We start from the raw sequence: 12,612 nt of genomic DNA on the forward strand, positions 1-12,612 counted from the left end.
ATCCATGCCCTCTCTCATCCAGCGCCGCGTGGCCTCCTCCTCGGAGGGTTCTCCACCCGCCGACGCGATCGTCCGCACCGAAGGGTTGAGCAAGACTTATCCAGACGGCACGGCCGCCGTGGACGGCCTCGACCTGTCGGTACGCCGGGGCGAGGTGTTCGCTCTCCTCGGCCCGAACGGAGCGGGCAAGTCCACCACGGTGGGCATGCTGACCACGGGCGTCGTACCAACAGCCGGCCGGGCCTGGGTGGCCGGCATCGACGTCGCGGACCGGCCCGCCGACGCTCGCCGGAACATCGGCGTGGTACCCCAGCGCAACACTCTCGACCGCAGCCTGACCGTGCGCGAGAACCTGATCTTCCACGGTCGGTTCTTCGGCATGCGCACCACCGATGCCCGCCGCGAAGCCGACCTCAGGCTTGAGCAGGTCGCGCTCGCGCACGTCGGAGGCAAGGCGGTGGACGGCCTGTCTGGAGGCATGGCACAGCGATTGATGATCGCGCGGGCGATCCTGCACCGGCCAGAGGTGCTCTTTCTCGACGAGCCGACCAGCGGCCTGGACCCCCAAAGCCGTCTCGCCCTGCACGAGATCGTGCGCGGGCTGCGCTCCGCCGGCCAAACGATCGTCCTGATCACCCACGACATGCAGGAGGCCGACCAGCTCGCCGACCGGGTGGCCATCATCGATCACGGACATCTGCTGGCCCTCGACACCCCGGAGGCGCTCAAACGCTTGGTCGACGCCGACACCGTCATTGCGGTGACCACCGATACAGGACCACCGGATCTCGCGGCGCTCCTGCGCAAGCAGGTACCCGGGGTCCGCGACGTGCACATCCTCAACGACTCCGTCCTGCTGACCGTCCACGGAGACCAGACGGTGCTCCCGGCCATCGCCGCCGCCGCCGCCGTCGCGGGCATCGGCCTGCGCGACGTCCGCATCGAAGAACCTTCCCTGGAGACCGTCTTCATCCGCCTCACCGGCAAGGAACTACGCGACTGATGGACACCACCACCGCTGCCTTCGACCCAGTTGCCACACCGATCCGCCCCTCCGCCACCGCGACGTGCCGCGCGGTCGGCGCCCTGCTCGCCCGCGACCTCACGGTCCTGCGCAAGCAACCGAGCAACTTCATCGCCCGCACCGTCGTGCAACCGCTGATGCTGCTGTTCGTGCTCGGCTACGTCACCCCGAAGATCACCCCGGGCCACGGCTCCGGCACCCAGGCGGCGGATGAGGCCACCACGCTCCTGGCGGGAATGCTCGCGATGGTCGTCCTCTTCCAGGGCATTTTCGCGGTCGCCATGCCACTGGTGCAGGAGTTCGGCTACACACGCGAGATCGACGACCGCGTCCTGTCCCCGATTCCCGTCGGCCTCGTCGCGTTCGCCAAGGTCCTCGCCGGTGCGCTCCAGGGTCTGCTGGCCGCAGTTGTCGTCTTCCCGCTCGCAGAGTTCGTCCCCTCGGCCCGGCCCGACCTCCACCTCCACTGGGCCGTGCTTCTGACCCTGGCGCCGATCGCGGCACTGATGTGCTCGAGTCTCGGCCTCTTCCTGGGCACCGCCCTCGATCCGCGCAGCGTCACCGCGCTATTCGCGATCATGCTGACACCGCTGCTCTACCTCGGCTGCACCCTCTACCCGTGGAGTACGCTCGACCAGATCCGCTGGGTCCAGGCGCTGTCCCTGGCCAATCCCCTGACCTACGTCAGCGAAGGCTTCCGCGCCTCGGTCACCCCCGCCCCGCACCTGAGCCTCTACGTCGTCTATCCAGCCCTCATCGGCTTCACAGCCCTGCTCCTCTGGCAAGGGATGCACCACTTCCAGCGCCGCGTCGTCACCTGACCTTGGCGACCAGGCCATACCTGGATGGCCGCCCCGGGAGAGCCCCCAGGCAGCCACGCTTCTGCGGCGAGCCTCGCGGCGCCTGGATCCTGGCGACAACCTGGGCCTGAGATGATTGGCATCAAGCAGCCAGAGCAGCGCGGCTTCCGACACTCCGACAACCGATGAAAGAGACACGATGCGCCGCCGTTACGCGACACGAGCTGAGGCATCAACCCACCGCTAATGGGACACGATCTGTGGGGGACACGGCGTCTGCAACGACTCACCCGGCGCTGCTGCCCCTGCTGATGACGATGACGCTGCCGAGTGCCTGGAGCGCACTGACCATCGCCCGGCGCCGTTACGCGTCGTGGCACGCCTGGGTGCAGCACGCCCGGGCCGGCCGGCTGATCAGCGGTCTGCTCACCGAGCCCGCCGCCGCGCCGGAGATCCGCGTCCACGGCGTCGGCCCGTTCCTGCTGCGGCACTTCCGCGCCATGTCGGAGGCCGCCGAGGCCGAACAGGCCCGTCTCGCCCGACTGGAAGCTCGAACCGGTCTGATCGCGGCCGCCTGGACCGGCCTCGCCACCATGGCGACGTACGCGACGCTCGGCGGACTGCTGCTGGCCGGAGCGATGGCGCTGTCCGTGGCGGGCACGGCGGTCATCGCGATCCGTACGGGCTCCGCGAATCTCGACACGCTCGTCCTGGAGGTCAACACCCTCCATGAGGAGGCCCTGTTCGTCGGGGACCTGCAGCGCCTGTACGTGGTGGCGGCCGAGCGGACGATCCCGGTCGGCGGCACGCCGCTGCCCGAACAGCCGCGCGAGATCCGCTTCGAGAACGTCACGTTCACCTATCCGGGCAGCGCGGCCCGGCCCGCGCTGTCGGACCTGACGCTCAGTGTGCCGCTCGGCAAGATCGTGGCGCTCGTCGGGGAGAACGGTTCCGGGAAGACCACCCTGGTCAAGCTGCTGTCCGGCCTGTACGCGCCACAGCGCGGCCGGATCCTGTGGGACGGCGTGGACGCGGCGACCGCCGACCGGCACCAGCTCGCCGAGCGGATCGCGATGGTGGCCCAGGACTTCAAGCGGTGGCCGTTCACGGCCCGGGTGAACGTCGCGATCGGCCGGGCCTCGGCGCCGCTCACCGACGAGCGGCTGGGCGAGTCCGTCAAGGAGGCCGGCGCGGAGGACGTGGTGGCGGACCTGCCGCGAGGGCTCGACACCCTGCTGGCCAGGATGTTCAGCGGCGGGCACGAGCTGTCGGGCGGCCAGTGGCAGCGGCTCGGCATCGCACGGGCGGCGTACCGGCGGGGCGCGATCCTGGTCGTGGACGAGCCGACGGCGGCGCTCGACGCGCGCGCCGAGCTGGAGGTCTTCGAGAAGATCCGGGCCCTGGCAGGTACCGGTCAGACGGTCATCCTCATCACGCACCGGCTGGCGTCGGTGCGCCACGCCGATCTGGTGCATGTTCTCGACCAGGGCTGTCTCGTCGAGTCCGGTACTCCGGACGAACTCCTCTCCACGGGTGGCGTCTACGCCGAGCTGTACGGGCTGCAGGCCGATCAGTTCGCGGTGAAGAAGCCGACGGTAGTAGAGCCGACGGCAAAGGTGCCGACGCCGAAGTTGCGTTGATGTACCCGACGGCCGGCCCGGCTCTGCCCGGCCCGGCTCACTCGACGAGTTCCCGTACGACGACCAGGAAGGTGTCCGTGGACAGGTCCATCACGACATCGACGTGCTGCCCCTCAAGGCGACGCGCGTGCGCGAACTCCTCCGCGGGCCAGGAACCACGCGGCCCGCCGGCGGGAAAACGCTCCAGCACCGTTCGACCGTTCAACATCCTGCACCTCCATGTAGCGCTGCTCTCTTGAGAGCCCTTGAAGAGTTAAACGCGCATCATGGGGTCAAGGTCTCGCGAAGTGACGTTACTGAGACGTAGTCGACACATGGTCACAACGGAACGTGGACCACCTCTCAAGCCGGCGCGGACGGCTCCCACGCTCTCGTGAGGCGGCCGCGTTCAGTCCTCGTACGGCTGCCGCGCCCAGTTTCGTGAGGCGCCGCGCTCAGTCCTCGTACTCGTCGTGGTACCGGATGCGTTCGCTGCCCGCGGGTGCGCCCAGCGCCGACGCGCGCCCCTCGGGCTGTTCCCACGCCTCCTGCCGACCGAGGGCCGTGAGGTCCAGGAAGCTCGTGGTGGAACCCAGTCCGTCGAGTCCGCGCTCGTACGTCGAGTACGTGTGGAAGATCTGCTCCCGGTCCCGCAGAAAGCAGCTCACTCCCGGCCTCTCGTAAGGCTCTCCAGACCCTTCGACCTGGCCACCCTCGCCACCGTCATCGCCCTTATTACCCTTATCGCCCTCATCGCCCCCGAACGACACCTGGAAGTCGTGGTTGAAGTCGTTGCCGTACGACGAGTACCAGGGCAGTGTCCACCCCATCCGCGCCTTGAAGGGCAGGATCTTCGTGTACGGCGCCCTGGAGACCAGTGCCAACTCGGTGCCCCGCGCGCGCAGATGCGCGAGGTGTCCGATCTGGTCGACGAACGCCGAGCAGCTGCGGCAACCCGCGTCCCACTCGGGCGCGAACATGAAGTGGTAGACAACCAGTTGCTGTCGGCCTTCGAAGAGGTCCACCAGCGTCGCCTTGCCGTCGCCGCCCTCGAAGACGTACTCCTTGTCGATCTCGACCATGGGCAGCCGTCGCCGGTCGGCGTTGAGCGCGTCCCGCGCCCGGGTCGCGGCCTTCTCCCTTGCCAGCAGTTCCTCGCGTACGGCACGCCATTCCTCGCGCGACACGATCGGCGGAAGCGTCATGGTTACTCCTTCGGTGCGGTGCCTTCTCAGAGGTGGACCGAAGGGAGGAGCGGAACTCATCGGTGGGCGCGAATCTACTTTTCGGGCACGGTGTCGTCCAGCGTCTCAGGTGTCGTAGTCCTGGATCCGCTTGCCGTGGCTCCGGTCGATCAGTGCGGGCATGCGCGCGTTGATCTCCCGTACGACTGCTGGGACATCGAGGGTCAGGAGTTCGCGGTCGCGCATGAGGATCCGTCCGTCGACGATCGTCGTGCGTACGTCACTGGAGCGGGCGCTGTGCACGAGAGTGGCCGCGAGATCGTGCACGGGCTGGGTGTGCGGTCCTGTCAGGTCGACCAGGATGATGTCGGCCCTGCGTCCCGGTGCGAGGCTGCCGATCCGTTCACCGAGCCCGACCGCACGGGCACTCTGCAGTGTCGCGTGATGCAGTGCCTGACGGGACGTCAGCCAGCCTGGGTCGGCCTCGGTGAACTTCTGTACCAGCGTGGTGAGCGCCATGGACTCCCATACGTCCAGGGAGTTGTTGGAGGCGGCCCCGTTCGTGGCGAGCCCCACGGGAATGCCGAGTTCGCGCAGGGCCCGTACCGGAGTGGTGGTGGGCGCCAGGCGAACTTGAGGTAGCCGCGGGGCGCGCTGGCCACGGCGATCCGACCGGTCGCGCGGGCGAGGACGGGCAGGTCGCGCTCCACGATGCCGGTGGCGTGCGCGATGAGCAGGTCGGTGTCGAGGAGGCCGGCGCCGGCCAGGATCTCGATCGGTGTACGGCCGTGGCGGGCGAGGTTGGCGTCTGTCTGAGCGCGGTTCGCGGAGGCGTGGATGTGCACGAGCAGTCCGTGTTCACGGGCCAGCCGGGCGGTTGCGGCGAGGTCGGCGTCGCCCACGGTGTACGGCGCGTGCGGAGCGAGCGAGGTGGTGATGCGGCCCTCGGCGGTGCCGCAGGGCGAAGTCGAGCGACTGCTCACTTCCCCTCCCTCGGCGTTCGCGCGTTCGCGCGTTCTCGGCATTCCTCAGGCGCCGCGCGGCCCGGCCTGGGAGGGGCCCGCTGGAGAGGGCCTGGCCGGGGAGGCCGCGAGCCCGGCGCGCTCCCGGCGGTCCACCAGTTCGTCGAGGAGGGTGGCGAGTCGCTCGGTGTGCCGCGGGGTGAGCCGTCCCGTGTCGTCGAGGTGCACGGCGTAGGCGGTGGTGGTGTCCACGAGGCGTTCGAGGGTGGCCGCGACGTCGTCGGTGCCTTCCGTGTGGCGGGCCAGGGTGGGCAGTTCGGCGGAGGAACGGTCGATCGCGGCGCGGGCCTCGGCCAGCGTCCGGTAGGCCTCGCGGCGCAGCGCCCAGCGGGCGGCCAGGTCGGCGCCGCCACCGTGCGCACCGCCGCCGTCGGCGCCGCTCAGGACGTGCGTGAGATAGGCGTGCGCGGCGTCGGTGGCGGCGGCCAGCCGGGCCCGTACGTTCCCGCCGCGCTGCCCCGGCGCCGGAAGGTGCCCGACGACCAGCACGATCGCGCAGGCCAGCAGCGTCTCGCCGATACGGCCCCAGGAGGCCTCCGGCTCACCGCCGACCATGACGAGGGCGAGCACGAGGACGGTGACGGTGGCCGTCTGCGCGGCGAAGTGCCGGGTGGCGACGGGGATGAGAGCTCCGCTGATCGCCACGAGCGCGATGAGCCCCTCGGGTCGGGGCAGCACGGCCGCGAACCCCGCGAAGACGAGGGCGCCGAGGACGGTACCGGCCGCCCGGTTCAGGACGCGCGAGACGAGCGGACCGAGGTCGGGCTTCACGAGGAACACGGCGGTCGCGGGAAGCCAGTACCAGTGCACGTGGTGCAGTGCCTGCGCGACGGCGACGCTCGCGCCGTAGCAAAGGGCGACGCGGAAGCCGTATTCGCGTCCTCCGGTGCCCGTGACGGTGCGCAGGAGCGCACTGACGCGCAGGGGCCGCAGATGCAGGCCCTTGCGCGCGGTCTGTTCGGCGCCGCGCCCGAGCGGGTGGCTGCCGGCGGCCCTCTGGGGGCCCGGGCCACCGCGGTCGAAGGCTTCGGCGGCGTGCAGCAGCGCGTCGTCGAGGGCCCGCAGTCCGGGGACGGTCCGGGCGGGCGCGGGCAGCGGCCCGCAGGGCTCCCCGGTCCGCACGGCGACGGCGAGACGCCGCGGCCCCTCCCCCGTGCGGGCGGGCAGGGCTTCCCCGGCCCAGGCCAGCGCGGTCGCGGCCTCGGCGAGCGGCAGCGCGGCGGCGTACTGCGCCCGCAGCCGCCGCTCGGCCGCGGAACTGGCGTACCGCCGCAGCCGCGGCCCCGCGAGCGTGTCCTGGGCGTGATCGAGTGCGGCGGTCAGGGCGGCCCGCCGGCTGCCGGCCTGCTCACCGCCCACAGCGGCGAGCAGCTCGGCGATCGCGTCGTACACGCCGGCGACCCCCGCCCGCTCCCCGTCGAAGCGAAAGTCGCTGGCCATCGCTCCGGGGGTGGGCAGCGCGAGCCGCAGCACGATCAGCCAGCCGGCGCCGGCGAGGAAGAACAGGGCCCGCTGCCACCCGGGCTCGGGCAACGGCATCCCGGCCCCGATGGCCGCGGCGACGAGCAGCTGGGTTCCGGCCCCGGACGCCACGGGCCCCACCGCGCTGACGGCCCCGGCGAGCAGCCCCAGCGCGGTGAGTACCAGGGTCAGCGGAACCGCCCCGAACCCCTCCCCGGCATACGTGCCGACGACGAGGCCCGCAGCCCCCGCGAGACCGGGCACTCCGATCCGGTGCACGGCCACGCGCCGGCTCCCCGGCCGGTCGTTGATCCCGGCGAACATGGCACCGAGGGCGGCCATGACACCGAGGGACTCCCGTCCCACGAGCACGGCCACGGCCAGCAAGGGCCCGGCGGCGAGAACCCCACGCAGCACGGCGTTCCACGGCACCGGCCCTCTTTGCGCCCGCAGCGCGTGCGTGAGCCAGAGCGGGAGGACAGTGCGGAACGGTCGCGGCACGGGCACGGGGCTCCTGTCGGGACGAGGGCGGTTGCGGGTGGCATGCCTTCGGGCGACGTCGGCCGGGCGGTGTGTACGGTCCTTGGTTTTCTACGATAGATCGCGGTCGGCGGGAAAACCGGGCACGGGCGTTTCCACGATGTGACGATTCCAGGGAAAGCCGGGTTCTTTATGAACGCAATCGCAAGCGCAAGCACGCTGGGGCGGGAGCACGCTGGAACCGGGAACAGGAACGGGAACGGGAACGGGGACCGGAACCGGAACCGGAACGAAAACGGGAGCGGAACGAAAACGGGAGCGGGCCCGGGGGCGTAGCCGGCCCCCGAGCCCTGTGATGCCACCCATGCGGCACGCCGGCACGCTTGAGAACCCAGGTCAGTTTCATGTCGCCGCGTCCTGCCTTTGGACCACCGCACATCGAGCTGTGCGGGCCGGACTTGAACCGGCATTTCGACGCCCGGAGCCTGGGTCCGGTCGATCCGGCGATCGGCGGCGAATGCTGAGTCTGGAGCAATAGTCTGAGATTGAGCACGGTCTGCCTCTGCCAGTTGGGCTACCGCGGCGCGAAGGCACCCTGTGCTCCTGCGCGAGGTGCACAGGTCGTACGGGTGCCGGGCTGGTGCCGCGAGGAGGACTCGAACCTCCACTGGAACCGCGCAGTCACGACAAGCTTCAGGTTCAGCTTGCGCTCCTCGCGCACCCCGGCCGCCAAGTGAGTGATGGCCGGGGAGATAGTGAGGCTACCCGAACAGGTAGCCGAACACGGCGTCCCCGACGCGCTCGTCGGTGACCTCCGCGCCATTCGCCTCTTCCCGGGCGAACTTGACGGCCTGCTGCAGCTTCTCGACACGGTCGAGCAGCTCGTTGACCCGCCGCGCGGGAAGGGCCCCGGAGAACTTCACGGTCGTCCAGTACCCGACGGGAATGTCCTCGTAGTACACCTCGACCTGGGCGGGGTGCTTCTCGGTTGCCTCGGCCTTGACGTGGTTCCGGGGGACCTTCTTCGTACGAAGCGTCCGCACCGGCTCGGTCTTCCACGCGTCGGTCGACGGGTCCTGGACCCACGACTCGGAGGCGTCGAGCACGGGCAGCTTCCGCACAAAGGTGTTGAGGTCGGTGAGCTGCTTCTCAAGGAAGAGCAGATAGGACACGGGCACGTCGGCCACGAGCACCCGCCCGTCGACCTTCACATCCGCGCGGGCCGAGCAGTTGGCCCAGTCCTTGGTGGCGGTCACGTCGAACAGCCGGGTCAGCGTGGCCGCGGTGTCCCGCAGCACGTTCTCGGCCTGCACCTGCACCCGGGTCGACTCGGGCGGCAACTGCTCGCCCTCCTCGTCCTTGGGCTGATAGCTACGCGAGATCCCGGCCAGCAGGGCGGGCTTCTGCAGCCCGTGATGAGCGGACGTCAGGTCCTGATGGGACTTGGACTTGACGCCCTTCTCCACTGCGATGATCTGATTGAGTTTCGCCACGTCGGTGACGGTAGCAGTGTTAACCGGCGCTTATCGAAGGGTTATTCGCAGACATGGTGCCGGTCGCTCCGAGCCGCGCCGCTTTCGAAGAACGCGTCACGTCTGCCGCCCGGGCTGCGAGGGCCACCGAACGCGGTACGAGGTACGGAGCGGGTTGCCGCACTCTTTCCACCGACCGGGCCCAGTGCGGCGTACGTCGTTTCGCACGACCACGCCTCCCGGGCCCGGTTGTCGGCGGACAGCGCTTCGGCGGCCCCGGAATCAGCTCCCGCTCGCCACGGCCTTCCGCAGAGCCGCCAGCTCTTTGTGCATCACTCCACCCGGGCATTCCGTCGCCATCCAGTCGCGGTGCCCGCTGATCTCGTACACCTCCTTCTTCTTGCCGTTGGTCGGGCTGGTGTACGTGACCTTGGCCTCCGGGTCGACCCCGTGCGTGCGGACCAGGGATCGGGCCAGGCTGACGAGGGCCTCACGGGCGGCGTCGGTCGGGCCCTGTTTCGCCAGGTTGCCGATGAGCGCGATGCCGAGGTTGCCCGCGTTGTAGCTGAGCACATGGAACGCGGTCACGAGTTTGCCGTTCTCGTCGTGGGCCGGGGTGGCGGTCTCCCCCGAGTAACGGCCCTCGTAGATCTTTCCCTTCTCGTCGATGAGGAAGTGGTAGCCGATGTCGCCCCAGTCATTGGTGACCGCGTGCACGTGGTACAGCGCGCGCACCGTGGCGGCCGGGTCCGCGTCGCCGTTGGCCGTGGCGGTGTGGTGGATCGTGAGGGTCTGGAACGGGTAGTACGTCTGCGGCGAGTTCTCCGTGCCGTCCGACCTGAAGCGGAGTTTCTCGTCCGCGCCCCAGGCCGCGCGCGTCAGATAGGGGACGCCGCGCACCCGTGTGGTGTCCTGCGGCACGGTGACCTCGCGCGCCGGGCCCTCGGTGGTGTCGATGGCCAGCGACCGTAGATCAGTGGCGCCGTCCGGGGCCTTCAGCTCATAACCCGAGGCCCGGTCCACGGGGATGAGCAGGGCGCCGCCGTTGCTGTCCGAACAGCCGGCGTCACCCAGGGACTGCCAGGCGCCCTTGTCGCCGTCGGCCCCGGTCAGCCGGATGCCGCCGCCGGTGGCCTCACGCGCGCCGCTCCAGCGCACGCCCACATAGCCGATGGGAAAGTCCGCCTCGACGGGTCCCTCGCCCGTGGCCGCCTTGGTGCGGGTCCTGGGGAACGTCTCGGTGGTCGTGCCGGGATCGGAGTCGGTGGTGTCCGCCCCGGCCGCCTGCCTTTCTGCTTCCGTTTCTGCTTCTGCCTCTGCCTCTGCCTCCGAGGTGGTGTTCGCCATCGCGACGGAAGTGAGCACAGCACCCGCCGCGACCGCGCCCGCGGCACCGATCAGCCCCCGCCGCGTGACATGTGACCGGGCATCATGAGAGAGGGGAGGAGTGGAGGAGGGGGAGGAAGTGGTGGGGGTGGCAGAGGTGGAGGAGTCGGTGGGGGGAACAGTCATGGGGGTTCCTTCGGTCTTTCTGGTCGTTTCCTGACGCTGCGGGGGCGTACGGCATGCATGCTGCATCCATGCTTGAAGACGCGAGGGGCCACAGGGCTGCGACGCACCGGCGCCGTTCGCGTCCGTCGATAAAACCCTCGGATGCGCTCTCCCGCCGCCCCCTGAACCCGATGCCGACACCGACACCAACGCCAAGGCCGGCTCAGGGTCCGGCTCCGGCCCGGCCCGGCCTAGAGTCGTTCCATGTTGATCGAGCACCGCGGGCAGCGGCCCGTCGTTCCGGCCTCCGCCTACGTCGCGCCGTCGGCCGTCCTGTGCGGCGCTGTCACCCTCGGTGAGCGCGCCCGTGTCCTGCACGGCGCCGTACTCACCGCGGAGGACGGGGAAGTATGGACCGGAGCGGACGTCGTCGTCATGGAGAACGCCCTCGTCCGGGGCCGGCTGCGGCACCCCGCGATCATCGGGAACGCCGTACTCATCGGCCCGCACGCGCACGTCAACGGTGCCCGCGTCGAGGACGAGGTCTTCGTGGCCACCGGAGCCTCCGCCTTCCCCGGATCCCTCGTGGGCGCCGGTTCGGAACTGCGGATCAACAGCGTGCTGCACGCGAACTCGGTCCTGCCGCCCGGCACGGTCGTACCCATCGGATGGATCGCGGCCGGCACCCCGCAGGCACGGCTCTTCTCACCCGACCAGCACGACGAACTGTGGAAGGTACAGCGAGAACTGGATTTCCCGGGCACGGTCTACGGCGTCCCCCGCGGCACCTCCATGCGGGACATCATGGCCCGGCAGGCCCACTACTTCGGCGCCCACCTCGACGACCGCCTCGTCGAAGACGGCCAGACCGAAACCGACGGCCACGGTCCCTCGACCGGCTGAAACCCCCTCAGTGCCTCGGTTCATCTCACTTGCGGGCATTGCGGGCATTACTCGCGAGCTCAAGCGCGTACGACGGCCACCACTGTCCGGCGCTCGGCCCGCCCCGGCAGGTGCCGTCCGACTCGCCCGGGCGCTTGACCCACAGGTAGGCGTCGATGAGCGGCGCACCCGTGACGGTGGTCGGCGCCACGCCCAGGGCCCGGCCCGGGGGGTTGCACCAGGAGTCCGTACCGGTGTAAGGGCCGTTGCCGTTGCGGCTGCTGTCGATCACGAAGGGCTTGTCGCCGAGGGTCGCGGACAGTTTGCTGCCGTACGCCGAGCTGACTGCGTCCGTCTGGAAGTTGGAGACGTTCAGGGCGAAGCCGTCGGCGCGGACGATGCCCGACTCCTTCAACGGCTCGACCAGCCGTGACATGTCCAGGTGCCAGGCGGAGTTGCCCCCGTCGAGATAGACGCGTGTGTTCGCCTGCCGCTTGAACCGGTCCACGGCGTACGCCAGCAGCTCGTACCGCTCCTCCGGCACGACCCGGTCGCAGCCCGCCACCGTCTGGGCCACGGCGTCCGGTTCGACGATCACATACGCGCTGCGGTCCCCGAGCCCCGCCGCGAACTCGTCGACCCACTCCCGGTATCGCGCCGCGCTCCGGGCTCCGCCGCCCGAGTGGGAGCCGCAGTCGCGGTGCGGAATGTAGTAGGCGACGAGTACCGCCGTCCGTCCTTCCCGTGCGGCGGCGGTGGTGCGGGCCTCCACGACGGCTCGCGGCCCGGGGCCGGCCAGCCACTCGGCCTGGGCACGGGTGGCGATCCGGTCCATCAGCAGGGCGTCGGCGGACCGTCCCGTACGACGCCATTCGGCTGCCTGCTGGGCGGCGCTGGACTCGGGATCGACCCAGAAGACGACCTCAGGAACTGCCGATCCGGCGTCATCGGAGGCGACGCCGAGGACGGCGCCGGCGGCCGCGCCCAGTGCGAGGAGCACGACGGCGAACGCCCGGACACGGGCACGGACCCAGACACAGGCACAGACCCCGGCGCGGGCACGGACCCCGGCACGGACACGGACACGGACACCGACAGTTGTGGTCACGACCGGCTCCGTTCCCGCCACCGCCGGCGGCAACGGCGGCGACTCGTCCGCGAGGCGCCGGCCCACGCG

9 protein-coding genes, 1 tRNA gene and 2 pseudogenes are annotated in these 12,612 nt (G+C 70.3%); 4 read left to right on the forward strand and 8 right to left on the reverse strand.

Features of this window, described 5'->3' with window-relative positions; all coding sequences use genetic code 11:
- Positions 1 to 4 precede the first annotated feature (4 nt).
- The 3 genes and pseudogenes from AB0D14_RS02290 to AB0D14_RS02300 form a co-directional block, all read left to right on the forward strand.
- On the forward strand, positions 5 to 1,003 hold the full coding sequence (locus AB0D14_RS02290; RefSeq protein WP_362773438.1) for an ABC transporter ATP-binding protein: 999 nt from the start codon (positions 5 to 7) through the stop codon (positions 1,001 to 1,003).
- Complete coding sequence (locus AB0D14_RS02295) at positions 1,003 to 1,845, forward strand: ABC transporter permease (protein WP_362773441.1); 843 nt, start codon at positions 1,003 to 1,005, stop codon at positions 1,843 to 1,845. The genes AB0D14_RS02290 and AB0D14_RS02295 overlap by 1 nt, the downstream gene beginning before the upstream one ends.
- Before the next feature lie 266 nt (positions 1,846 to 2,111).
- Positions 2,112 to 3,464 (forward strand): annotated as a pseudogene (locus AB0D14_RS02300) (ABC transporter ATP-binding protein); the annotation flags it as partial.
- Positions 3,465 to 3,501: 37 nt separating this feature from the next.
- Here AB0D14_RS02300 and AB0D14_RS02305 read toward each other — a convergent pair.
- The 7 genes and pseudogenes from AB0D14_RS02305 to AB0D14_RS02335 all read right to left on the reverse strand — a co-directional run bounded on the left by AB0D14_RS02305 (position 3,502) and on the right by AB0D14_RS02335 (position 10,574).
- Positions 3,502 to 3,672: a hypothetical protein gene (locus AB0D14_RS02305; RefSeq protein WP_362773444.1), complete on the reverse strand. Its 171-nt coding sequence runs from the start codon at positions 3,670 to 3,672 to the stop codon at positions 3,502 to 3,504.
- A 226-nt stretch (positions 3,673 to 3,898) separates the two neighbouring features.
- Positions 3,899 to 4,648 (reverse strand): DUF899 domain-containing protein, encoded by a 750-nt coding sequence (locus tag AB0D14_RS02310; RefSeq protein WP_362773447.1) that lies wholly within the window; start codon positions 4,646 to 4,648, stop codon positions 3,899 to 3,901.
- 105 nt (positions 4,649 to 4,753) lie between these two features.
- Positions 4,754 to 5,617 (reverse strand): annotated as a pseudogene (locus AB0D14_RS02315) (amidohydrolase family protein); the annotation flags it as partial.
- A 38-nt stretch (positions 5,618 to 5,655) separates the two neighbouring features.
- Entirely contained in the window at positions 5,656 to 7,611 is a 1,956-nt protein-coding gene (locus tag AB0D14_RS02320) for an FUSC family protein (RefSeq protein WP_362773450.1), read from the reverse strand.
- A 617-nt stretch (positions 7,612 to 8,228) separates the two neighbouring features.
- Positions 8,229 to 8,335: transfer RNA gene (locus AB0D14_RS02325), tRNA-OTHER, on the reverse strand.
- 16 nt (positions 8,336 to 8,351) lie between these two features.
- Complete coding sequence (locus tag AB0D14_RS02330) at positions 8,352 to 9,083, reverse strand: hypothetical protein (protein WP_362773452.1); 732 nt, start codon at positions 9,081 to 9,083, stop codon at positions 8,352 to 8,354.
- Positions 9,084 to 9,344: 261 nt separating this feature from the next.
- The gene (locus AB0D14_RS02335) at positions 9,345 to 10,574 is read right to left on the reverse strand and encodes a peptidoglycan recognition family protein (RefSeq protein ID WP_362773455.1); all 1,230 of its coding nucleotides are present in this window, start codon (positions 10,572 to 10,574) and stop codon (positions 9,345 to 9,347) included.
- A gap of 243 nt (positions 10,575 to 10,817) precedes the next feature.
- On the opposite strand from AB0D14_RS02335, the gene AB0D14_RS02340 reads away from it, so the two are divergent.
- A complete protein-coding gene (locus AB0D14_RS02340; RefSeq protein WP_362773458.1) occupies positions 10,818 to 11,456 on the forward strand; it encodes a gamma carbonic anhydrase family protein in 639 nt (212 codons plus the stop codon).
- Between the two features lie 25 nt (positions 11,457 to 11,481).
- On the opposite strand, the gene AB0D14_RS02345 is transcribed toward AB0D14_RS02340, so the two are convergent.
- The gene (locus AB0D14_RS02345; RefSeq protein ID WP_362773461.1) at positions 11,482 to 12,543 is read right to left on the reverse strand and encodes a glycoside hydrolase family 6 protein; all 1,062 of its coding nucleotides are present in this window, start codon (positions 12,541 to 12,543) and stop codon (positions 11,482 to 11,484) included.
- Positions 12,544 to 12,612: the final 69 nt, after the last annotated feature.

This window comes from Streptomyces sp. NPDC048484 (genome assembly GCF_040651415.1).
In the GTDB taxonomy this organism is placed as follows: Bacteria; Actinomycetota; Actinomycetes; order Streptomycetales; family Streptomycetaceae; genus Streptomyces.